This window comes from Paraburkholderia solisilvae, from assembly GCF_902859875.1.
In the GTDB taxonomy this organism is placed as follows: domain Bacteria; phylum Pseudomonadota; class Gammaproteobacteria; order Burkholderiales; family Burkholderiaceae; genus Paraburkholderia; species Paraburkholderia solisilvae.
Genome location: NZ_CADIKF010000013.1, coordinates 43,238 through 64,788 on the forward strand (window position 1 = coordinate 43,238; position 21,551 = coordinate 64,788).

Sequence of the window (21,551 nt, forward strand, 5' to 3'; positions counted from 1 at the left end):
TGGGGCTCGATGTGAGGGGCTGGCCGAACTGTGCATCGGGTGGCGACACGCGCTACGCTCATTTGCGCGGCCCACCGGCGCCGCGAAAGCAGCCCGGGAGGCCGGCCGCCGCCGGCCGTCCACCCCGCCTGGCAAGCCCGACTGAAGGGTTCGTCTAAGGCGAACGAAAAAATTTCGAACTCTTCCGGCGATGCGTTGTCTCTATTTACGGTACGTGTGCGGTTCGTCCGCCGCGTCACCATTCTCCTCTTGTCGTTGTTGCTCCGGGGCCCATTAGCCCCGGTTTTTTTTGGTGCCTCCGCCGCAGCCGGATCCGCAGCCTGGCCCATTTCCGCACGCCTCCCCCGGTCGTGCCGGACCCCGACACAGTCACGCTGTCTGCTCCGCAAGCCGGCGACATTACGTCACAGCGCGTCACGGCGGACGTCCTGTGTTCAGCCGGCGCGCGCCACGACCGCCAGCGCACGTCCCGCTTTGCGTCCAATCTCACATCCCGCTTCACATTCCACTTCACATCCCGCTTCGCGCCCTACTTCGCCAACCGTCTGAGGCTCGCGCGCGCCCGCGCCTGGCTCAACTGCTTGAACACGCTGTTCTCGTGCGGATCGCCGTAGTGAAAGAGCGCCGTGCTGCGGATGCTGGTCGGCAGGCACGCCTCGTTCGCGTGCAGCGAGCGCATCCCCCAGAAGAAATAGATGTTGCCGGGCTCGAGCGGCACCGGTTTCGCACCGAGCCAGCGCTGCACGGTCGGCGAGCGCCACAGCCGGCACGCGGCCCCGCTCTCGACCACGGCTTTCTCGAGAATATTGACCGCCGCCGGCCCGCGCACGTTGCGCATATTCGGGTACATCACCAGATGCCCGCGCGGCTCGTCCGGCCGGTTCGGAATCAGGATCGGAACGAGCGCGGTGACGATATACGAGTCGTAATGGAAGCGGTTCGCGTGGCGCAGTCCGTGCGTGCCGGCCAGCACGCGCAGCACCGGCAGAATGCGCTGGCTCGGCGGCTCGCCGTGCATCGCGCGCTGATAAAGGCCGTCGAGCACCATATGAAAGCCGCGCGCGCTGAAAATCGCGTTCAGCGGGCTGTGCCCGATCCAGTCCTGGCCGCCGAGGCCAAAATACTGGCCGCCGCGCTTGTCGAGTTCATGCGTGATGTACTCGCGCGTCGGCATGAGCACCGAATCCGGCACCACGTTATGCAGGACGCCGAACCCCTTCTGGTTGATCGACACGTACAGATTCTCGACGTCCGTCATATCGACGGATGCCAGCAACTCGTGGTCGAGCGGCTGATTGGCCATCATTCTTCACTCCTTCATTCTCGGACAACGCGACGCTCGCGCAGCGGCTGTCACACGCGGTGACCGGCTGACCGTGGCGCGCGGCGGCCAGCAACGGCACATGGCCGCCGCTAGCCACTGGCTTGCCGTGGCTCGCCGTGGGTTGCCGTGGGTTGCGATACGTTGCGTTATGCTGCGGTGGACGACGACGGACTGATGCGGGCTGCGTAAGAACAGTAAGGTGGCGTATCGAGGCCACTCTGTGCGCTTGCCAACCAAGTGGCGGGAAGAGCCGCATGGCGGGCGGAATAAAGCGGCCTTGCGCACGTTGCAGCCAGCGCCTGTCCGATTGCGACAGACGCGCGATCCTCCGTTCAGGGACAGGCTGGTAAAATCGGTCGAATCAAGCTGGTGCTGTCCTCGACCGCACCCCCACCTCTCCGCAGGCCAAAAAAATCCGTATGTCAGCATCCGCCCCCGACCTCCACGCAGCCGGCACGCCGCCGGGCCGCCGCCAGATTTTCGTTACGTCCGCGCTGCCGTACGCGAACGGCCAGATCCATATCGGCCACCTGGTCGAATACATTCAGACGGACATCTGGGTCCGCACGCTGCGCATGCATGGGCATGAGATCTACTACGTCGGCGCCGACGACACGCACGGCACGCCGATCATGCTGAAGGCGGAACAGGAAGGCATCACGCCGCAGCAGCTGATCGCGCGCGTCTGGCAGGAGCACACGCGCGACTTCAACCACTTCGGCATTTCGTTCGACCACTACTACACGACCGATTCCGAAGAGAACCGCGTGCTGTCGGAGAAGATCTATGTCGCGCTGCGCGACGCCGGGCTGATCGACGCGCGCGAGATCGAACAGGCGTACGACCCGGTCAAGGAAATGTTTCTGCCGGACCGCTTCATCAAGGGCGAATGCCCGAAGTGCGGCGCGAAAGACCAGTACGGCGACAGTTGCGAAGTGTGCGGCTCGACCTACTCGCCGACCGACCTGATCAACCCGTACTCGGTCGTGTCGGGTGCGACGCCGGTGCGCAGAAAATCGACGCACTACTTCTTCCGCCTGTCCGATCCGCGCTGCGAGACCTTCCTGCGCGGCTGGGTCGGCGGGCTCGCGCAGCCGGAAGCGACCAACAAGATGCGCGAGTGGCTCGGCGCGAGCGGCGAAGCGAAACTCGCCGACTGGGATATCTCGCGCGACGCGCCGTACTTCGGCTTCGAAATTCCGGACGCGCCGGGCAAGTACTTCTACGTGTGGCTCGATGCGCCGGTCGGTTACTACGCGAGCTTCAAGAACCTGTGCGAGAAGCGCGGCATCGACTTCGATGCGTGGATTCGCAAGGGCTCGAGCGCCGAGCAGTACCACTTTATCGGCAAGGACATCCTGTACTTTCATACGCTCTTCTGGCCCGCGATGCTCGAGTTCTCGGGCCACCGCACGCCGACCAATGTGTTTGCGCACGGCTTCCTGACGGTCGACGGCGCGAAGATGTCGAAGTCGCGCGGCACGTTCATCACCGCGAACAGCTACATCGAAGCGGGCATGAACCCCGAGTGGCTGCGCTACTACTTCGCGGCGAAGCTGAACGGCACGATGGAAGACATCGACCTGAATCTCGACGACTTCCAGGCGCGCGTGAACAGCGATCTGGTCGGCAAGTACGTGAATATCGCGAGCCGCGCGGCGGGCTTCCTGCTCAAGCGCTTCGACGGCCGCGTGCAGGACAGCGCAATGCATCATCCGCTGCTCGGCGCATTGCGCACGGCGCTGCCGCAGATCGCCGCGCACTACGAGTCACGCGACTACGGCCGCGCGTTGCGCCAGACCATGGAACTCGCCGATGCGGTGAACGGCTACGTCGATACCGCGAAGCCGTGGGATCAGGCGAAAGACCCGGCCAACAGTGTCGCGCTGCACGAGACGTGCAGCGTCAGCCTCGAGGCGTTCCGGCTGCTGTCGCTTGCGTTGAAGCCGGTGCTGCCGAAGGTCGTCGAGGCGGCGGAAGCGTTCCTCGGCATCGAGCCGCTCGTGTGGGCGGATGCGCAGCGGCCGCTCGCGTCGGATCGTCCGATCAATGCGTATAAACATCTGATGACGCGTGTCGACCCGAAGCAGATCGATGCGCTGCTCGAAGCGAACCGCGCGTCGCTGCAGCCGTCGGCCTCGGCTGACGGCGCAACGGCGACCGCGCAGGGCGCCGCAGGCAAAGCGGGCGAGGCCGCCAAAGCCGTTGCGAACGGCAAGGACGGCAAGGACGAGGAAGCGCCGATCATCTCGATCGACGACTTCGCGAAAATCGACCTGCGCATCGCGAAGATCGTCGACTGCAAGGCCGTCGAGGGCTCGGACAAGCTGCTGCAATTGACGCTCGACGTCGGCGAGGAAAAGACGCGCAATGTGTTTTCGGGCATCAAGTCCGCGTACCGGCCGGAACAGCTGGTCGGCAAGCTGACCGTGATGGTCGCGAACCTCGCGCCGCGCAAGATGAAGTTCGGGCTGTCCGAAGGCATGGTGCTCGCGGCATCGGCGGCCGATGAAAAGGCCGAACCGGGCATTTACGTGCTCGAACCGGATAGCGGTGCGAAGCCGGGCATGCGGGTGAAGTGATGCGACTCGGGGCGTAGAGCCGCCGCCCCGCCCAGGTCTACGCAGCGCTCGCGAAGCAGCGCATACGAAGCAGCGCATACGAAGCAGCGCAAAATCGAAAAAGCACGCTTGCGAGCGTGCTTTTTCTTTGCCGGATCGAGAACCGTAATCGCCGAACCGCGCGACCGCGGTTCGCGCGATCACCACGGCCAGCGATCAAACCGCCGCGTATAAAGCAGATCCATCCCCTGGAACGTGCCGCCGTACGCGGCGACCGACCAGTAACGCGTGAGGTTCAGCGTCGCCTTGATCGCGTTGCTCGCCGACTGCAAGCCCTGCTCATAGCCGACCACGAAACGCTCGTTGATCGCCTTCGACACCATCACGACCTGCGGGTCGGTCAGCCCGACTTCGCTGCGTCCGATCGAAAACTCGTCGAGCCCGAAGGTCTGCGCAATCCGCTTGCCGCTCGCGCTGCCGAGCAACGCGAGCGCGGTCGTCATCGTGCTCTGCTGGCCGAGGTTGTTGCCCTGGTCGGTGCCGTGGCCGAACAGCAGCCACGACAGCTTTTCGTTGTCCGGCACACTGGGCTCCGACACGAGCTTCGCGACCGGCGACTGGATCGTGCCGGTCACCTGCACGCCCGCCTCCACTTCCTGATTGCGGCGCATCGCCAGAATATTGATGCCTGGGTTCGCGACCGGCCCGTTGAACGTGAAGTAGCCGTTCTCGATCGCCAGCTTGCGGCCGAACGCGGTGTAGCTCGAACCTTCGCTCACGCGCACGTCGCCGACCGCGCGCAGCGGCTGGTTCGGCGCGGACAGCGCGGTGATCGTGCCGCGCAGCCCGACGTCGGCGCCCTGGCCGCGGAAGCGGAAATCGTTGCCCAGGTTGATGGCGATATTCGCGCGCGGCGCAAACGCGCTCACCGGTTTGTTCGAGTTGCCGACTTGAGGCGGCTTGCCGCCGGACAGCGTCCCGTCCGGCCGCACGATCACGACGTCGTCGCCGAGGCTCGGCGCCGCCTGCTCCGGCATATCGAACAGCGCGTGTTCGATATCGAACTTGCCGTTGATCGCCAAGCCGCCCTGCTGGCCCGCGTTCGCGACGCTCGCACTGCCCGATACCGTCAACTGCCGCTCTGGCGATGCGAACAGCTCGAGCTGATCGGCGACGATGCTCGCGGTCAGATCCGGCTCGGCATTGTCGAGGCGCACGCGGCCGGTCGCGCGCAGCGTGCCGGCGCCGCCATGGAACTCGACCTGCTGGAAGTCGACGAGGTTCTCCGACAGCGCGATGCGCACGACGCCGTCCTTCAGTTGCACGCCGAGGTCGACGGCGGTCGCCGACAAGCCGTCACCGACCAGCGAGCCCGACAGGTTCGGCTTCGCGACCGTGCCGCCGAGCGCGAGGCGCAGCGCGAGGTGGCCGTCGAGCACGTAGCTCGGGCCCAGCAGACCGCCGGTGGTTTTCAGCGACGGCACATTCGCGTCGATCCTGCCGGTGAGCGGCGCCTCTTCATCGAGCGTCAGCGTGCCGTCGCGCACCGCGAGCGCGGTGTGCGCGTCGGCGTCGATCACGCCGACGCGGCTCGCCTGCGCATGCACGGTCGCGTTCACGTGGTTGCCGGCCGCGAAGTCGACGCGCGCCGAGATATCGGTGACACCAAGCGACGCGAAGCCGCGGCCGACTTCGACGGTCACATCGCCGCTGCGGCGTTTCAGCTGGATATGGCCGCTCGATGTGTCGCCGAGCGTGAAGTCCCAATCGCCGTCGAACACCAGATCGGTCTTCGTGAGCGGCGCCGTGCCGGTGAATTCCTGCCGCAACTGCTGCAGGCGCGTCACCGAAATATTGGTCAGCATGCCGGCCGAATGCACGCGCCCGTGGTCGTACGACAGCGACTTCAGGTCGAGCAGTGCGCCTTCGAGCGTGATGCGCGTCGCGCCGAGCGTGAGACGCTGCGGGCCGGCGCTCACCGTCAGCGGCGATTCCATGTTCAGTGCGGGCGTGCCGCGGTTTTGCAGACGCGTGACGGTGCCGTCCCAGTGCGTGCCGTCGCGGGCGTCGGTGAGACGGCCGTTGGCCGCCAGCGCGAGATCGAGCGGCCGGTCGCGCACCGAGCCGGACGCGGACGCTTCGAGCGTATGGTTCGCGCGCGTGCCGGAGAGATGCGCGGTGAGCGTCTTCAGTTCGACGCCCGCGGCGCTCAGATTGCGTGCATCGGTGGTGAACACCATCGCGCCGTTCGCGCCGTCGCGCAATTCCGCATGGCCTTGCGCATGGCCCAGCCGGTTCTCGCCGAACACGACGCTGTCGGCCTTGTAGTCGAGCGTGACGTTCGGATGCACGAACGTGCCGGTGACGTCGCCGCTCGCGTCGACGAGGCCCGCGACGCCGAAGCCGAGCCGATCGAGCTGCGGCGCGTCGACCTGAAAGCGCAGGCGATCGCCGCGCCCGCCGAAACTGCCTTGCAGATCGATCTGGTTGCCCGCCACCGATAGCGTCGCGTGGCTCGGCAGGAGACGCGAGCCGGCGAGCTGGATGGTGCCGCTGCCGGTCATCGGCAGGTTGTCGTAGACGCTGTCGCCGAGCTTGAATTCCGCCTTGGTCGTGAAGGTCGGCGCGAGCAGGCCGGATGCGGTGAGGGTGCCGTTGACGCGCGCCTCGATCTTGCGCGCGGGTTGCGCGGATTTCGCAGGCGCGGTGGCCGTGGTGGGCCTGGTAGGCGCGGCGGTCTTGTTAGGCGCGGCGGATGTGCTGGTGTTGCTGGTGTTGCTGGTGTTGCTGGTGTTGCTGGTGTTGCTGGTGTTGCTGGTGTTGCTGGTGTTGCTGGTGTTGCTGGTGTTGCTGGTGTTGCTGGTGTTGCCGGTGTTGCCGGTGTTGCCGGGTTTGCGTTTGCTGCTGCGGTTGTTACTGCCGCCGCCGGCAGCCGCGGTGGATTTCGCGGGCGGCGCGACCACCATCGACGTCAGCGACAGCGGATCGAAGTCGGTCAACGTCGCCTTCAGATTGTACGTCGAGCTCGCGTCGTTCTTGATCGCGCCGGACAGATCGATGCGGCCCTTGCCCGACGTAAGCCGCACGTCGTTGAAGCTGGTGCGCGCCGGGTCGAGCGTGACCTTGCCCTGCACACGCAACGCCGCTTGCGGATCGGCGAGATCGAGCGTCACGGTGCGGATGTCGTCGTTCAGGCGGATCGCGATCGGACCCGCGAACTGCGTCGGCCGCACGGTCGCCTGGAGCGCGTTCAGATCCAGCTTCGCCACTTTCAGGTCGAAGCGGCCGCGCTTGCCGGCAAGTTCACCGTCGCCGGTCAGCGTCGCATTCTTCACGAGGCGCACATTCAGATTCGAGATGCGTTGCGCTTGCGCATCGAGACGCACATCGGCGCGCGCGTCGATGAGCGGCAGCAGGTGCTGGTCGATCGCGCCGGGCTTCGCGTTGACGATCGAGACCGAGCCGGTCACTGCGAAGCCGCGCGGGCGCGCGGCGGGGTTGGCGGGAGAGGGGGCAGCGCTGGCCGCACCTTGTGTGCTCGCGGCGCTGACCGCGCTTGCTGCGGTGACCGCGCCACCGGCGGTCGATGCGCCTGCCATACGCTTCGCGCTCGCTGGCTTGGCGGTGCCTGCTGCGCCTGCGGTGCTTGCGGCTCTTGTAGAGCCTGTGGTGCTTGCGGTGCCTGTTGTGCCTGCGGCGCTTGCGACACTTGAGGCACTTGAGGCGCTTGCGGCACTCGCCGCCCGCACCGCACCGCCCGCACGCACAGCCTTCGATCCGCCGGTCGCACGCGAAGTACCGACACCGCTCGCCGCCGCCCCGCTCGCGCCTTGCGCAACCTGTCCCGCCTCCGCCGCGCGAGCGTCCTGCGCGGCCTCTCCCGCCGGCCGCAAATCCGCGCGCACCGCGAGATCCGCCGCCGGCGCGCCAGGCGCAAACGCCTGTGGATTCACATGATCGAACGTCAGCGTCGCGCGCTGCAGCGGCACATCGGCGAACGGCGTCGCCTCGACGCGCGCGTGACCGTCGAGCTTCATCCCGCTCGCGTCGAGCTCCGCGACGAGCGTCTCGAGCGTGCCGGACACATGCCCGCTCACCTGCACCGCCTCGTCGTTGACCTTGCCCGAGTAGCCGGCCTCGCCGGTCAGCGCAAACGGCCGCACGCCGTCGAGCCGCGCGGACGCGGTGAGCGCACCGAACGGCGTATCGAGCCGCTCGACCGACGCTTCGTGATGCCGCCCGTCGCTGCGGCCATGAAACAGCAGCCGCGCGTATTCGCTGGTCGAGGCCCCCTCATGCAGCAGTAGCTTGTCGACACGCACGTCGCGCAAGTCCACCTGCATCGGCAACTGCAAGTCCTGCGGCAAGGTCAGCGGACTCGACGGCTCGGTGGACGGCGCGATCCGCGCGTCGATCGTGCCGACATGCAGATAATCGAGCACGAACTTCCACGGCCGGCCGGACAGCCTCCATTTGCCCGACGCGCGATCGACGCGAATCTCGGTGCCGCTGCCGTCGAGGCTGCGCCACTGCACATTCGCAAGACGCACCCCGCTCGCGAGCGTGCCGCCTTCGAGCGTGCCCGACAACCGCCCGCCGAGCAGCCTGACCGCCGCCTGCCACGCGTACGCAGTGCCCCGCTCGGTGACGACAACGCCGTACAGCGCGCCCGCAAGCAGAGCAACGAGCAGCGCCGGCACGACGGTCGCCCACACGAGCGCGTGCCATAGCCGCCCGCGCCTGCGCGGTGACGGCGGCGTATCGCCGCCACCCGCCCCGCCGCCGGCACCACCTGCACCGCCCGCACCGCCCGCACCGCGACCCGCGCCGCCGAAGCCAGCGGCATCACCGGAATCGCCGGGCGGCAATCCATCGCCCGGGCGATCCGATGACAGGTTGGCGAGACGGTCGTGGGTCATGCGTCGGGTGCAGTCGATGTCAAGGTTGATCAGAACGCAATGCCGAGCGTCAGATACGGACGCACGCTGCGCTCGCGAATGCCATACGCGAGGTCGATATTCACCGGCCCGACGGGGCTGCGCCAGCGCGCGCCGAAACCGACGCCGGGGAAAAACACCTTCTCGTGCCAGTTGTCGGTCGCGGTGCCGATATCGAAGAATGCCGCGGCGCCCCAGTCGTGCGTGAACCAGTGCTGGTATTCGGAGCTGCCTGTCACCAGGTATTTGGTCGGCAGCACCGAGCCGCCGACGTTGTTGCCGATGCTCTGGAACGCATAGCCGCGCACCGAGTTCGAGCCGCCCGCGCGGAACAGCAGCGAAGCCGGCACGCCGCTCGACGGCCCGCTCGTAAACACGCCGCCGAACTCCGCGCGAAACAGCACGAGATCGCGCTGGCCGACCGGGAAGTATTGCTGGCCGCGCGCGTAGCCGCGGATAAACGTCTGGTCGGCCGCGCCTTTCACCGCGAAGCCCGCCTCCGCGTGAATCACGTTGCCGGAGCGCGGGAACAGGGGGTCGTCGGTATTGCGGCGGGTCCACGACCAGCCGGGCACGAGCGCGCGGGCGCTGGATGGCGGCGCGGTGTTCTGGTCCAGCCGGTCGTAGTAGTACAGCAGCGAGTACGAGTAATCGATGTACTGCGACGTGCGGGTGCGCTGCACGCCCGCGCGCAAGCTGTAGATGCGCGTGTCGGACACGTCGGTGGTGGTGTACGACGCCAGCGCGCTGTTGGTCCAGCCGCGCTCGCCGGGTTGCATCGACAGCTGGATCTGCCCGTATTGCTGGATCTGGTCGAGCCGGCCGGACACCGTGAACGGCCATGCGGCGCCGAACGTATCGAGATACGTGTACGAGCCCTGCACGTGCGCGCCGGTATCGGTCGCATAGCCGACGCCGCCGCGCACGCTGTTGTACGGATACTCGCTGACCTTCACATGCATTGGCGTATCGAGCGGTTTGGCGGGATCGTTGTCGACGTCGATCGCAACGCTCGCGTAGTACGGCGTGTTCTGCAACTGACGCTGCAGTTCGGTCACGCGCTGCACGCTGTAGATTTCGCCCGGCTTGATCGGGTTCACGTGGTCGATGATGCTTTCCGGGTAACGCCGCGTGCCCGATACGTCGAGCTTGCCGAGCGTGAAGGTCGGGCCGCTGTCGAAAGTCACCGACAGCTTTGCTTCGTGCGTCTGAGGATCGATGCGCGCCTCGGACTGAGCGATTTTCGCGCCCACGTAGCGGCGCGCCTGCAGCGCCTTGAGCGACGCGTTCTTGGCGCCGTCCCAGCCCGACTGCGTGAACGGATCGCCCTCATGCAGCGAGAAGGCAAAGCGCGTCGCGTTTTCCTGCGCGGGGTCCTCGGTTTCGACCGGACCTTGAAACGACAGCCTGATGGATGTGATTTTCGTCAGCGCACCGGGGTCGACGTGCACCGCGACCTGACGCTTGCCGTCCACGGTGCGCACATCGGTGCGCACGACCGGCGAGAAGTAGCCTTGCGTCGCGACAAGGTCGCGCACCTGTTGCGGCGTCGCGGTGACGAGAAAATCGAATTGCTCGCTGCTGATGTCGTCGCGCTTCGCGAAGCGGGCGAGATCGAGATGCTCCTCGAGCAGCTTGCGCAGCGAACGCGGCGTCGCGTCGATGTTGACCTCATACGCGGCGCGCTTCTTCGCCGCGTGCGCAGGCGGTGCGCCGGCCACCGCGAACAACAGCGCGGCGAAGATCGCCCAGGCGAGCCATGCGCGCGCACGCCGCGCGGCGGACGGCGGCCACGCGACGCGAAGCGGCTTCGAGACGGCGTTGCGCCGCCCGCGCCGCGCTTGCGACGGTTCGATTGACCACCCCGCCAAACACGACCTCCGGCATTTGTTGACAGTTTCTTACGGTTGGCCAGTCCACGGCGGGACTGAAGCTCGTTATTTGACCACATCGGCGCAGCCGCGCATCCCGAATTGCGGTGCGCGGCGCGAGATGCGGAACCCGCGCGCGCGAGCGGAGCCGGCGCCCGCCTTGGACGGCGCCAGTGCACCGATGTTCCGTTGACCTGTCGCTCACCTGTCGCTTACCTGCCACTCAGGTGCGGCTCACGTGCGGCTACGCTTGCCGTCCGCTTGCTGCTCACTTGCCGCTCGCCTGCGGCCCCGCTTGCCGCCCGATTGCCGCCCGCTTGCCGCTTGATTGCCGCCCACCTGCCCCCGCTTGCCGCAGATCGCCCCCGCTTTGAACACTCCCTTGAAACCCCGCTCAAACCCGCTTGACGCCCGCACTGCGCACCGCCACGGGCGCTGTACGCGCCTTTCTTCGCAGAATCGCTTGCGGCCCGCCCGCTTGCGCTAAAATTACGTGCGATTCGAATGGCCGCCCAGGCGGCGCCCCCTCCCATCACGGACCTCGAGCCATGTATCAGTCGGATATCACGCAGTTCCTGAATCAGCTGAAAGCCCAGAAGCCCCAACTCGAAGAAGAACAGCGCCGCGGCCGCTCACTGCTGTGGGACAAGCAGCCTATCAATCTCGAAGAACGCGCGGACCAGCAATCGTCGCGCGTCGAGCAGACGCCGTACGTCTACTACCAGAACTTCTGAACGTGTCTTCCGCCGACGAGGCCCGCGCCGCGCAGGCTCAGGCCGCGCATGCATCTGCGCACGGACCTGCGCATGCCCCCGATGTGCCACCCGCGAGCGCCGCGCTCACCGCGCCCGCAACCGATTCGACGCCCGACACCGTCGACGGCATCGCTTTCGCGCGCCTGTACGGCGAACCGCTCTTCAAGCTGCCGCAGGATCTGTACATCCCGCCGGACGCGCTCGAAGTCTTTCTCGAGACCTTCGAAGGTCCGCTGGATCTGCTGCTGTATCTGATCCGCAAGCAGAACTTCAATGTGCTCGACATTCCGATGGCCGACGTGACCGCGCAGTATCTCGGCTACGTCGAGCAGTTACGCCAGACGAACCTCGAGCTCGCGTCGGAATATCTGCTGATGGCGGCGATGCTGATCGAGATCAAATCGCGCATGCTGCTGCCGGTGAAGAAGGCCGACACCGGCGAAGAAGCGGAAGACCCGCGCGCGGAACTGGTACGCCGCCTGCTCGAGTACGAGCAGATGAAGCTCGCCGCGCAGCGGCTCGATCATCTGCCGCAACTGGGCCGCGACTTCCTGCGCGCCGAGGTGTACATCGAGCAGAGCATTACGCCGCGCTTTCCGGACGTCAACACCGACGACCTGCGCGCCGCATGGGCCGACGTGATCAAGCGCGCGAAGCTGGTGCAGCATCACAGGATTTCGCGCGAGGAACTGTCGGTGCGCGAACATATGAGCGTGATCCTGCGCAAGCTGCAGAACGCGCGCTTCATGGAGTTCTCGGAACTGTTCGACGTGTCGCGCGGCGTGCCGGTGGTCGTGGTGAATTTCATCGCGATGCTCGAACTGTCGCGCGAGTCGCTGATCGAAATCACGCAACCCGAACCGTTCGCGCCGATTTACGTACGGCTTGCGTACCTGCCCGCGTAATCGGGCGGCCGCACTGCGCCTCCCGATGGTGCGCAGCGCCCGCAAATCCTCTACAATCCGGCGCTTTGGACCCCGCTTTGCACGCTGTTTTGGCCGCTGTCCCGCACCCATCACGCGTAGCGGCCGCACCATGCGCGGCGGGGCACAGGCATCCACCACGGCATCAGCCACGCACTCGCACCGCGCATCAGATGCGCCGTACCCGCAGCCCATGAGCGCCATCATCGGCCGCCCCGCGGCACCGCCCAGCGTGAGGACAACCATCCGATCATGAAAGTCATCAGCTCGATCCAGGAATTGCGCGACCAGTTGCGCGGCCAGAACCGCACCGCGTTCGTGCCGACCATGGGCAACCTGCACGAAGGCCATCTCTCGCTGATGCGGCTTGCGCGCCAGCACGGCGATCCGGTGGTCGCGAGCATCTTTGTGAACCGCCTGCAGTTCGGTCCGAACGAAGACTTCGACAAATACCCGCGCACGCTCGAAGCCGACGTCGAGAAGCTGCAGAAGGAAAACGTCTACGTGCTGTTCGCGCCGACCGAGCGGGACATGTATCCGCAGCCGCAGGAATATCGCGTGCATCCGCCGCACGACCTCGGCGACATCCTCGAAGGCGAGTTCCGGCCCGGCTTTTTCACCGGCGTATGCACGGTCGTGATGAAGCTGATGTCATGCGTGCAGCCGCGCGTCGCGGTGTTCGGCAAGAAGGACTACCAGCAGTTGATGATCGTGCGCGCCATGTGCGAACAGTTCGCGCTGCCGACCGATATCATCGCCGCGGAAACCGTGCGCGACAGCGACGGGCTCGCGCTCAGTTCGCGCAACCGTTACCTGCAGCCGGCCGAGCGCGCCGAGGCGCCCCAGCTCGCCGCGGCGCTGAACGGCATCCGCGACGCGGTGCGCGCGGGCCGGCACGATTTCGCGGCACTCGAGCGCGACGCCATGGCGGCGCTCGCCGCGCGCGGCTGGCAACCGGACTACGTCGCGATCCGCAAGCGCGCGAACCTGCTGCCGCCCGCCGCGCACGAAACCGATGTGCCGCTCGTCGCGCTCGCGGCCGCGAAGCTCGGCGCCACGCGCCTGATCGACAACCTGGAAATCTGACGCGCGCCGTTTGCCGCGGCGCGCGCAAGGGAAGTGCCATGCAACGCCATATGCTGAAATCGAAAATTCACCGTGCGGTGGTCACGCACTGCGAATTGCACTACGAAGGATCGTGCGCGATCGACGAGAATTTGCTCGAAGCGGCGAATATCGTCGAGAACGAGCGGATCGACATCTGGAACATCAACAATGGCGAGCGCTTTTCGACCTATGCGATCAAGGGCGAGCGCGGCAGCGGAATGATTTCGCTGAACGGATCGGCCGCGCGTCGCGCGCAGCTCGGCGACCTCGTGATCATCGCGGCATTCGCGATGGTCGACGAGGCCGAATTGCAGGCGGGCTGGACGCCCGATCTGGTGTTCGTCGACGAGCAGAACAGAATTAAGGGCAGCCGGCATCACGTGCCGACGCAAAGCTGGACTTGAAGCGTCACCGGGAGCCCGCCGCTTATACGGCCGCACAAGCGGCCGCATATACGGCCGCATAAGCGGCCCAGACGCGGCCTCGCACCGCGCGCCCAGACCCACGACCCGCACGGCGGCGCTTATGTGGCCTCATCTGGCCTCATGTCGCTCCGCGCCGCGGCCGCCCGCCCCATTCACGCGTTGCCGTTAGTCCATTTGAGAATCGGCGCCCACTGGTCGAGATCTTTCTCGACCCGGCTTTTCGCGACATCCCATAGCGTCAGCCCATGGGCGGCAAGCTGCACATAGTTCTGCGTATCGCGCAGATAGCCGAGCACCGGCAAATTCAAACCTTCGACAAAACGGTGCAGCTGGTCCGCGGATTTGGTCCGTGCGTCGACGCGCATCCCCACCACGCCGACTTCGATCGAACCCTTCCTGACGGCCTTCTCCTTCGCGAGGCGCTCGAGAAATTCCTGCGTCGCGAGAATATCGAAGATGGACGGCTGGAGCGGCACGATCACCTTGTCGGCCAGACTCAGCGCGACATTCAGCCGGTTGCCGTGCAACCCGGCCGGCGTGTCGATCACCGCGCGCTCGAGGCCCTTCGGCGGTTTTACCGGCGCTTCCGGGTCGACATGCCATGTCTCGATCGCCGGCAGGCCGCTCGGACGCAGGTCGAGCCATGCGTGCGCGGACTGCTGCCGGTCGAGATCGGCGAGCGCCACCCACTCGCCCTCGGCTGCGAAATAGCCTGCCAGATTGGTGGAGAGCGTGCTCTTGCCCACGCCGCCCTTAGGATTCGCCACCACGATTACCGTCATGAATACTCCCGGGAAGAAGGCCTGCTAGTTGTTGGATTATCTCAAATGGCCCCGCCAGCTGGGCGCGACGGCCGCAACGGGCGTCGGCCGGGCCGGCACAGGCGTTGATAATATCGGCAAAGCCGGGCGGCTCGAAAGCCCCCGAAGGCCATTTGGACGAATCCCTTCCCTTTTGCAGGAGGCGTGATGGACGAATCGCAGAGGGGCAAACTGCGTGCGGACCGCGGTCTCGACTGGCTGCGCGCACGGCAGCCCGGCACGCTGCCGGCGCTGATCGGGGTGCGCGCGACCGCGCTCGGCGAAGGCACCTTGAGGGCCGAATTGACGGTGCGGCCCGAGCTGCTCGCGCCAAACGGCTTTCTGCATGCGGCGACGGTGATCGGCCTTGCCGACACCGCCTGCGGCTACGCGTGTCTCGCGCACCTGCCGCCGGCCGCGCACAGCTTCACGACGATCGAGCTCAAAAGCAATTTTCTCGGCACCGCGACCGACGGTACGATCCGCGCGGTCGCGCGAGGCGTGCATCTGGGGCGCAGCACGCAGGTGTGGGACGCGACCGTCGCGGGGCCGGACGGCCGCACCATCGCGCTCTTCCGCTGTACGCAGATGGTGCTGTACTGAGCTGGCGGCGCGTTACTGCGCGCGGGCGACCTGCGGCGCGCGGGCGGCGCCGAGCGCGAACCTGCCGCCGCCCAGCAGCGATTGCACGACGAGCGCGACCGCCCAGAATGCCGGGTACTCCCAGCCGCCGTTCGGCGACGCGAATCCCCAGCCGTTATGAAAGTGCACCGACAGCGCGCCCAGCATGAACGGCAGCAGCACGAGCGCGGCCCAGCGCACCTGTACGCCGAGCAGCAGCGCGATGCCGCCGAACAGTTCGACGAAGGTCGTCACGTACGCGAGCCAGCCCGGGAAACCGACTGATACGAAAAATTGCGCGGCGCCCGGCAGCGTGAACACGAAAATCTTCTGCAGGCTGTGCGCGAGGTAAAGCACGCCTAGCGCGATACGCAGCAATAGCGCGGCAAGTTCGGCGTTCGAGGACTGAGCGGTGGCGGCGATCGGACGGTTCATGTCGGTTCCTTTTTCGATGTGTTGACTGGACGACGCCTAGCGCGTCGTCGCCTGGAACCGACTTTATTCGAACCTATTTGGGTGAAAAACCGCCTGGTACGCTTAGATTATTTCTCAATAGGAATGAATCACCGCCTACACCGTGCACGCCCGTTGTTTTCCGGTTGACCACGCCGGCGCAGCGGGCAACCGGCCTTCAACTCATCGCGCCGAACAGCCGTGGCAGATCGAGATGGGCGGCTAGCGTATCCGCCAACCGGTCGAGCGACGCTTCACGCAGCGCCGGGTAGTCGAGCGGCGGCGCGTCAACAAGCCCCGCCCATTCCAGCAGCGCCGCGCACGCGGCCGGCGTGTCGAACAGCCCGTGCACGTAGGTCGCGAGAATCTGACCGTCCGCGGAGCGCGCGCCGTCCGGGCGCTCGCCACCGTCCGCGGTTGCGAGCCGCACGGCTGGTGTCGCGAGCGCCGGGCCGTCGGTTTCGCCCATGTGGATTTCGTAGCCGGCCAGCGCGGGCGCACCGGGCAGCGCGAGCCGGCCGGTCACGTTTTTCAGCGTCTTCTCGCGCGTGAGCGTCGTCGTGAAATCGAGCCAGCCGAGGCCCGCCGCACTGCCCGGCACGCCTTCGACGCCATACGGGTCCGCGACCTCGCGGCCGAGCATCTGCATCCCGCCGCACACGCCGATCACGCGGCCGCCGTAACGCAGATGCCGCTCGAGCGCCGCGTCCCAGCCCTGCGCACGCAGGAACGCGAGATCGCCCTGCACGTTCTTCGAGCCTGGCAGGATGATCAGATCCGCCGCGGGCGGCCGCGTACCGGCCTTCACATAGTGGAAATCGACACGCGGGTGTGCGCGTAGCGCGTCGAAATCGGTGTGATTGCTGATGTGCGGCAGCGCCGGCACGACCACGCGCAGCACGCTGCCGGGCGCGAAGGCGCGCGGGTCGCTTGCGCCGTTCGCGCCGTTCGCGCCGTTCGCGCCGTTCGCGCCGTTCGCGCCGTTCGCACCGTTCGCACCGTTCGCACCGTTCGCACCGTTCGTGCCGGACGCGCCGTTCGCGCCGGACGCATTGACCGCTTGCCCCGCCTCAGCGGCAGCACGCAGTTCGCGCGGCAGCATATCTTCCGCGTCGAGCGTCAGGCCATGCAGATACGGCACGACACCGAGCACCGGCTTGCCGGTGCGCGCTTCGAGCCAGTCGAGTCCGGGCTTCAGCAAAGCCGGATCGCCGCGAAACCGGTTGATGATGAAACCGCGCACGCGCGCCTGTTCGCTTGCCGACAGGCACGCGAGCGTGCCGGTCAGATGCGCGAACACGCCGCCGCGATCGATATCGGCGACCAGCACGACCGGGCAATCGACCGCCTCCGCGAACCCCATATTCGCGATGTCGCGCTCGCGCAGGTTCACTTCGGCCGGGCTGCCCGCGCCTTCGACGAAAATCGTGTCGTACGCCCCCTTGAGCCGCGCATACGACTCGAGCACCGCTTCGAACGCGACCGGCTTGTAGTCGTGATACGCACGCGCATCGAGATTCATCCGCGCCTTGCCATGGATGATGACCTGCGCGCCACGGTCGCTGGTCGGCTTGAGCAGCACCGGATTCATGTCGGTATGCGCATCGATGCCGGCCGCGACCGCCTGCAGCGCCTGCGCGCGGCCGATCTCGCCGCCATCGACGGTCACCGCGCTATTGAGCGCCATGTTCTGCGGCTTGAACGGCGCGACCCGCACGCCAGCGCGGCGCGCGAGCCGGCACAGGCCCGCGACCAGCGTGCTCTTGCCCGCATCGGACGTGGTGCCCTGGATCATCAGGGTGCCGCGCGGCACGGTGAGCTTGTCTGCCGGAACAGCGGGATGAACCGGCTGTTGAACCGGCGTCTGTCGGGCTGCCGGTTCAGCGGGCGCTTGATCTGACGGCAAAGCTGACGGCGGAACCGTCGACTGCGCAGACGGTTGATCTGCCGGTGGCTCAGCCGGCCGAGCCACCGGCTGAGCTTCAGACTGAACGGACGAAGTCGGATTGGATGCAGTCACGGGAGGCGATGGGCGCAACGGCGAGGCGCGGCGCGCAGAAGGCGAAGCGAAGGCCGCATTATCCCATCGCGCCGGTACAATCACGCGATGATTTCACCCGACGTCACCTTGATCGTCGGCGGCGCGCGCTCCGGCAAGAGCGCGCACGCCGAACAGCTCGCGAGCGCCAGCGCGTGTCCCGTCACCTATCTCGCCACCGCGCGCGTCGCCGACGACGAATTCGCCGCGCGCGTCGCGCTGCATCGCGCGCGACGGCCCGCGCACTGGCGGCTCGTCGAAGCGCCGCTCGATCTGGCCGGCGCGCTCGCGGCCGCCGATGCGCGCGGTCACTGCGTCCTCATCGACTGTCTGACGCTGTGGCTCGCGAATCTGCTGTGCCCGCCCGATGGCGCGGCGCCCAGCGCGAACTATCAACAGCCTATCGACGCGCTCGATGCGGCGTTGAGCACCGCGCAGGCGAAAGTGCTCATCGTCAGCAATGAGATCGGACTCGGCGTCGTGCCGCTCGGCGCGGCAACGCGCCTCTACGTCGACGAACTCGGCCGGCTCAATCAGCGCATCGCCGCGCGCGCCGCGAACGTCACGATGATGGTGGCCGGCTTGCCGCTCGTGCTCAAAACCGCACCGCATGGCGGCGGGACGGAAGCGACGATAACGCGTGAAGCCTCGCCAACCGGAACCGCGCAGAGCGAAACGGCCAGCGGCGAAGCATCGTTGACCGGAACCGCGCAGAGCGACGCGCCGTCGACCAACGCGGCGTCACACGCAAAGGGCCGCTAACCATGCTGTCGATGCCTCTGATCGCCGCCTGCGCGACCGCCGGCATGGTCGTCGACCGCTGGTTCGGCGAGCCGCGCCGCCATCATCCGCTCGAAGCATTCGGCCGCCTCGCGATGCGGCTCGAAGCACACTACAACACCGGCCGCCGCGGCCGCCCGGCGGGCCTCCTTGCGTGGCTGCTGGCGGTGATGCCGCCGGTCGTCGTGTCGTGGGTGCTGGTCGCGATTTTGCCGGTCACGCTCGCGTGCGCGCTGCACGTCGCGCTGCTGTGGTTCGCGCTCGGCGCGCGCAGCTTGCGCGAGCATATCGCGCCGATCGCGCAGGCGCTCGGGCGACGCGACCTCGGCGCCGCGCGCGAGTTGACCTCGCGCATCGTGTCGCGCGAAACCGCGCACGCGGATGAAGCGGCGCTGTCGCGTGCCGCGGTCGAATCGGCGCTCGAAAACGGCAACGACGCGATCTTCGGTGCGCTCTTCTGGTTTGCGCTGCTCGGCGGCCCGGGCGCGCTCGCGTTCCGCCTCGCCAATACGCTCGACGCGATGTGGGGCTACCGGACGCCGCGCTATCTGCGCTTCGGCTGGGCCGCCGCGCGTATCGACGATGTGCTCAACTGGGCGCCCGCGCGTCTCACCGCGGCGAGCTACGCGCTGCTCGGCGACACACGCACCGCGTGGCGCTGCTGGCGCGAGCAGGCGTCGCGCTGGGACAGCCCGAACGCCGGGCCGGTGATGGCCGCGGGCGCCGGCAGCCTGAACGTGGTGATCGGCGGCCCGGCCGTCTACGACGGCGAGATCGAGCGCCGGCCGACGCTCGGCGCGGGTCAGCCGGCCACGGCCACGCATGTGCATGCGGCGCTCGCGCTCGTCGAGCGCACCGAAATTCTGTGGCTCGCCGTGCTGATCGTGCTCGCGCTGTTGAGCGTGCCGTTTCAGTCATGACACGCGACGCATCGCACAGCACGCGTTTGACCGACGGCTCCCGCTCATGAACGACACCCCTGCTCATCCGATTACGCACGGCGGCAATCTGCACGAAGCGGCGCGGCTGTATCGCATCCCGTACGGTCAATGGCTCGATCTGTCGACGGGTATCAATCCGCACGGCTATCCGGTGTCGCCGGTGCCGGCCGACGCATGGCGGCGCCTGCCCGACGACGGCGACGGTTTCGCCGCGCTCGCCGCGCGCTACTACGGCGCGCCCGATGCGTCGCACGTGCTGCCCGTCGCGGGCAGCCAGGCGGCGATTCGCGCACTGCCCGCCTTGCTGCCGCGCGCGACGGTCGGCATCGCCCCGCTCACGTACAGCGAGTACGCACCGGCATTCGAGCGCGCCGGGCATCGCGTCGTGCCGCTCGATACGACGCACGCCACGCTGCCTGACGCGCTCAACCATGCGGTGATCGTCAACCCGAACAATCCGACTGCGGCCTACGCGGGCGCGCAGACGCTGCTGGACTGGCATGCGCAATTGCGCGCACGCGGCGGCACGCTGCTGGTCGATGAAGCGTTTGCGGATGCGATGCCCGCGCCGTCCGCGTCGCTTGCTTCATGCGTTGCGCAGCCGGGGCTGATCGTGCTGCGCTCGCCGGGCAAATTCTTTGGTCTTGCCGGCGTGCGCGCGGGCTTCGTGCTTGCACAGCCCGCACTGCTCGACACGCTGCGCGAAACACTCGGCGCGTGGACCGTCAGTGGGCCTGCGCGTCATGCGGTGTCTGCTGCGTTAGTGGATACGCAATGGCAACAGCAGATGCGCGTACGCGTTGCGAGCGAAGGCGAACGGCTCGCGAGCTTGTTGCGCGCGCAACGGTTCATCGTGCAGGCGACGCCGCTCTTCGCATGGACCCCCGATGCGCGCGCAGCGGCGTTGCATCGTGCGCTCGCCACGCGCGGTATCTGGACGCGCCTCTTCGCGCAGTCAGCGAGCGTACGCGTTGGCCTGCCCGCATCGGAAGACGACTGGTCGCGGTTCGAACGCGCACTGGCGCAAAGCGCAAGCGAGATCGATACACATGACACCCGCTAACGCCACGCCGCGCGTGTCGCATGGGTTTGCCTTCGCCCGCGCCGTGCGGCGGCTCGTGTACGCGATCGTTTGCATCGCGCCTGCGTCGATCGTCAATGCGGCGCCCATCACCGTGACTGACGACACCGGCGCCACCGTCACGCTCCCCGCTCCCGCGCAACGTGTAATCAGCCTCGCACCGCACACCACCGAACTGCTCTACGCAGCGGGCGGCGCAACGAAGATGGTCGGCGCGGTCGCCTATAGCGACTATCCGCCTGAAGCCAGGCAATTGCCGCGCGTCGGCGACAACAAGGCGCTCGACCTCGAGCGCATCGTCGCGTTGCGGCCGGACCTGATCGTCGTATGGCGCCACGGCAATGCGCAGCGGCAGATCGAACAGCTGCGCGACCTGCATGTGCCGCTCTTTTTCAGCGAGCCGCATCATCTCGACGATATCGCCGTGACGCTGACAAAGCTCGGCGAGTTGCTCGGCACATCGCCCGTGGCGGACAAAGCCGCGCGCGACTACCGGGGGAACATCGCGCAATTGCGCGCACGCTATGCGATGAAACCGCCCGTCGGCGTGTTCTACGAGGTGTGGGAGCGCCCGCTGATGACCTTGAACGGCACGCATCTGATCAGCGATGTGATCGCGCTGTGCGGCGGGCGTAACGTGTTCGCGCAACTCGAGCCGCTCGTGCCGACCGTCTCGACGGAAGCGGTGCTGGCCGCGAACCCCGAGGCCATCGTGACCGCGGCGCCAGGCGCGACTGCATCGAATACCGCTTTGCCGCAACTCGACAGCTGGCGTCAATGGCCCGCCGTGACGGCCGTTGCGCGCAACAACCTGTTCGCAATCGACGGCGATCTGATCAACCGGCCGACACCGCGTCTCGCGCAAGGCGCCGCGCAACTGTGCGACGACCTCGAGACCGCACGCTCGCGCAGGCCGAACCCTTAAACATCAGCG

Annotated in this window: 15 protein-coding genes and 1 pseudogene; 10 read left to right on the forward strand and 6 right to left on the reverse strand. The window is 67.1% G+C overall.

From position 1 onward, the window contains the following. Window positions 1-529: 529 nt before the first annotated feature. Window positions 530-1,306: a hypothetical protein gene (locus HV675_RS10450; RefSeq protein WP_175110829.1), complete on the reverse strand. Its 777-nt coding sequence runs from the start codon at window positions 1,304-1,306 to the stop codon at window positions 530-532. Between the two features lie 437 nt (window positions 1,307-1,743). Here HV675_RS10450 and metG point away from each other — a divergent pair, with 437 nt between their 5' ends. After that, window positions 1,744-3,906, forward strand: coding sequence for a methionine--tRNA ligase (gene metG, locus HV675_RS10455; protein WP_175110830.1), 2,163 nt, complete (start codon window positions 1,744-1,746; stop codon window positions 3,904-3,906). 179 nt (window positions 3,907-4,085) lie between these two features. Here the strand turns inward: metG and HV675_RS10460 are convergent, their stop codons facing one another. Then, window positions 4,086-8,804, reverse strand: a complete 4,719-nt coding sequence (locus HV675_RS10460) for a translocation/assembly module TamB domain-containing protein (protein ID WP_175110831.1) — start codon at window positions 8,802-8,804, stop codon at window positions 4,086-4,088. Window positions 8,805-8,833: 29 nt separating this feature from the next. After that, on the reverse strand, window positions 8,834-10,555 hold the full coding sequence (locus HV675_RS10465) for an autotransporter assembly complex protein TamA (RefSeq protein ID WP_377700572.1): 1,722 nt from the start codon (window positions 10,553-10,555) through the stop codon (window positions 8,834-8,836). A 686-nt stretch (window positions 10,556-11,241) separates the two neighbouring features. On the opposite strand from HV675_RS10465, the gene HV675_RS10470 reads away from it, so the two are divergent. The 4 genes from HV675_RS10470 (at window position 11,242) to panD (ending at window position 13,882) form a co-directional block, all read left to right on the forward strand. Continuing rightward, on the forward strand, window positions 11,242-11,427 hold the full coding sequence (locus HV675_RS10470; RefSeq protein WP_175110833.1) for a DUF3460 family protein: 186 nt from the start codon (window positions 11,242-11,244) through the stop codon (window positions 11,425-11,427). A 2-nt stretch (window positions 11,428-11,429) separates the two neighbouring features. Next, complete coding sequence (locus tag HV675_RS10475; protein WP_377700569.1) at window positions 11,430-12,353, forward strand: segregation and condensation protein A; 924 nt, start codon at window positions 11,430-11,432, stop codon at window positions 12,351-12,353. A 270-nt stretch (window positions 12,354-12,623) separates the two neighbouring features. Then, a complete protein-coding gene (panC, locus tag HV675_RS10480) occupies window positions 12,624-13,457 on the forward strand; it encodes a pantoate--beta-alanine ligase (protein WP_175110834.1) in 834 nt (277 codons plus the stop codon). Window positions 13,458-13,495: 38 nt separating this feature from the next. Then, the gene (gene panD, locus HV675_RS10485) at window positions 13,496-13,882 is read left to right on the forward strand and encodes an aspartate 1-decarboxylase (protein ID WP_175110835.1); all 387 of its coding nucleotides are present in this window, start codon (window positions 13,496-13,498) and stop codon (window positions 13,880-13,882) included. A 173-nt stretch (window positions 13,883-14,055) separates the two neighbouring features. On the opposite strand, the gene HV675_RS10490 is transcribed toward panD, so the two are convergent. Further along, window positions 14,056-14,685 carry a ParA family protein gene (locus tag HV675_RS10490; RefSeq protein WP_175110836.1) on the reverse strand — a complete coding sequence of 210 codons (630 nt, stop codon included), beginning with the start codon at window positions 14,683-14,685 and terminating at the stop codon, window positions 14,056-14,058. A 186-nt stretch (window positions 14,686-14,871) separates the two neighbouring features. Between HV675_RS10490 and HV675_RS10495 the strand changes: the two genes are divergently transcribed. After that, on the forward strand, window positions 14,872-15,306 hold the full coding sequence (locus tag HV675_RS10495; protein WP_175110837.1) for a PaaI family thioesterase: 435 nt from the start codon (window positions 14,872-14,874) through the stop codon (window positions 15,304-15,306). Window positions 15,307-15,318: 12 nt separating this feature from the next. Here HV675_RS10495 and HV675_RS10500 read toward each other — a convergent pair whose 3' ends face one another. Both HV675_RS10500 and HV675_RS10505 read right to left on the reverse strand, forming a co-directional pair. Continuing rightward, window positions 15,319-15,759 (reverse strand): DoxX family protein, encoded by a 441-nt coding sequence (locus tag HV675_RS10500; RefSeq protein ID WP_175110838.1) that lies wholly within the window; start codon window positions 15,757-15,759, stop codon window positions 15,319-15,321. Between the two features lie 196 nt (window positions 15,760-15,955). Next, a complete protein-coding gene (locus HV675_RS10505) occupies window positions 15,956-17,572 on the reverse strand; it encodes a cobyric acid synthase (RefSeq protein ID WP_246270179.1) in 1,617 nt (538 codons plus the stop codon). Window positions 17,573-17,884: 312 nt separating this feature from the next. Between HV675_RS10505 and cobU the strand changes: the two are divergent. The 4 genes and pseudogenes from cobU to HV675_RS10525 form a co-directional block, all read left to right on the forward strand. Continuing rightward, window positions 17,885-18,421: pseudogene (gene cobU / locus HV675_RS10510) on the forward strand (bifunctional adenosylcobinamide kinase/adenosylcobinamide-phosphate guanylyltransferase); the annotation flags it as partial. A 158-nt stretch (window positions 18,422-18,579) separates the two neighbouring features. Further along, the gene (gene cbiB / locus HV675_RS10515; protein ID WP_175110841.1) at window positions 18,580-19,515 is read left to right on the forward strand and encodes an adenosylcobinamide-phosphate synthase CbiB; all 936 of its coding nucleotides are present in this window, start codon (window positions 18,580-18,582) and stop codon (window positions 19,513-19,515) included. A 46-nt stretch (window positions 19,516-19,561) separates the two neighbouring features. Then, complete coding sequence (gene cobD / locus HV675_RS10520) at window positions 19,562-20,599, forward strand: threonine-phosphate decarboxylase CobD (RefSeq protein ID WP_175110842.1); 1,038 nt, start codon at window positions 19,562-19,564, stop codon at window positions 20,597-20,599. Beyond that, a complete protein-coding gene (locus tag HV675_RS10525) occupies window positions 20,586-21,542 on the forward strand; it encodes a cobalamin-binding protein (RefSeq protein WP_175110843.1) in 957 nt (318 codons plus the stop codon). Before cobD ends, HV675_RS10525 begins: the two co-directional genes overlap by 14 nt. The last annotated feature ends 9 nt before the right edge of the window (window positions 21,543-21,551 follow it).

Excerpts from the sequence above, each read along its gene's own strand:
- HV675_RS10450 (WP_175110829.1), bottom strand. The coding sequence starts at position 1,306 with ATGATGGCCAATCAGCCGCTCGACCACGAGTTGCTGGCATCCGTCGAT.
- metG (WP_175110830.1), top strand. The coding sequence starts at position 1,744 with ATGTCAGCATCCGCCCCCGACCTCCACGCAGCCGGCACGCCGCCGGGC.
- HV675_RS10460 (WP_175110831.1), bottom strand. The coding sequence starts at position 8,804 with ATGACCCACGACCGTCTCGCCAACCTGTCATCGGATCGCCCGGGCGAT.
- HV675_RS10470 (WP_175110833.1), top strand. The coding sequence starts at position 11,242 with ATGTATCAGTCGGATATCACGCAGTTCCTGAATCAGCTGAAAGCCCAG.
- panC (WP_175110834.1), top strand. The coding sequence starts at position 12,624 with ATGAAAGTCATCAGCTCGATCCAGGAATTGCGCGACCAGTTGCGCGGC.
- panD (WP_175110835.1), top strand. The coding sequence starts at position 13,496 with ATGCAACGCCATATGCTGAAATCGAAAATTCACCGTGCGGTGGTCACG.
- HV675_RS10490 (WP_175110836.1), bottom strand. The coding sequence starts at position 14,685 with ATGACGGTAATCGTGGTGGCGAATCCTAAGGGCGGCGTGGGCAAGAGC.
- HV675_RS10495 (WP_175110837.1), top strand. The coding sequence starts at position 14,872 with ATGGACGAATCGCAGAGGGGCAAACTGCGTGCGGACCGCGGTCTCGAC.
- HV675_RS10500 (WP_175110838.1), bottom strand. The coding sequence starts at position 15,759 with ATGAACCGTCCGATCGCCGCCACCGCTCAGTCCTCGAACGCCGAACTT.
- HV675_RS10505 (WP_246270179.1), bottom strand. The coding sequence starts at position 17,572 with ATGATCCAGGGCACCACGTCCGATGCGGGCAAGAGCACGCTGGTCGCG.
- cbiB (WP_175110841.1), top strand. The coding sequence starts at position 18,580 with ATGCTGTCGATGCCTCTGATCGCCGCCTGCGCGACCGCCGGCATGGTC.
- cobD (WP_175110842.1), top strand. The coding sequence starts at position 19,562 with ATGAACGACACCCCTGCTCATCCGATTACGCACGGCGGCAATCTGCAC.
- HV675_RS10525 (WP_175110843.1), top strand. The coding sequence starts at position 20,586 with ATGACACCCGCTAACGCCACGCCGCGCGTGTCGCATGGGTTTGCCTTC.